This window comes from Streptococcus hyointestinalis (assembly GCF_041225505.1).
Taxonomy (GTDB): domain Bacteria; phylum Bacillota; class Bacilli; order Lactobacillales; family Streptococcaceae; genus Streptococcus; species Streptococcus hyointestinalis_B.
This window is the reverse complement of the sequence record NZ_JBCLSK010000096.1, coordinates 1-838: the sequence shown is the minus strand read 5'-3', so window position 1 is coordinate 838 and position 838 is coordinate 1. Positions and strand designations below refer to the sequence as shown.

Sequence of the window (838 nt, the reverse complement as noted above, 5' to 3'; positions counted from 1 at the left end):
TTAAGCAACCTGATTCCTGAATTCAAAAGGAGTCAGGTTGCTTAATTTTGCTTGATACCGTTGTGTATTGTAGAAATCAATGTAGGCTTCTACATCTGTGACTAGCTCATCATAAGTCCTATATTTTTTGAGATGGTAAGACTCTGTCTTGAAATGCCCGAAGAAACTTTCAATCTGTGCATTGTCAATACACTTTCCCACACGTGACATAGACAAGGTCATCCCAGCTTGTTGTGTGATATAACGATATTCCTTCGAGGTGTACTGACTGCCTCGGTCACTATGAATAATTGGTGTAGCATCAGGATTGAGCTCTAAAGCTTTCTTAATCGTCTTCATCACCAATGGATTGTCATTGTTATGACTAATCTCATAAGCGATGATAGAGCCGTCATACAAGTCTTTGATAGCACTAAGGTAGGCTTTAGAACTTAGTCCATACTGAAGATAAGTCACATCCGTGCACCATTTCTGATTGGGAGCTGTTGCGGTGAAATCACGATTAAGGATGTTTTCTTCGTAACACCTTTCCCCAACTTTGGTGCAAGACTGTCTAACACGGCGAATAACAGAACGGATACCTAGTATTTTCATCAATCGACGAATACGCTTCTTGTTATAATTGGCGCTAAGTTGGCGGTTGATAAAGTTTGTCATACGGCGATAGCCTAGAATGCCATTGTGACGGCTATGGAGTTCTTTAATCTTCTTCATCAGTTTCTTATTTTCTATTTCTGAAACTGTCTCTTGATGATTAAGCCATTTGTAATAACCTGAGCGTGACACCTTTAAGAGCTGACATAAGGTTTGAATGGGAATATCTGGTTCTTTATCATGA

At 39.5% G+C, this 838-nt stretch carries 1 protein-coding gene; it reads right to left on the bottom strand.

Annotated elements, in window-relative coordinates:
- A partial coding sequence (locus tag AALA56_RS10135; protein ID WP_369909904.1) for an IS3 family transposase occupies positions 1–838 on the bottom strand: 838 nt, incomplete at its 5' end.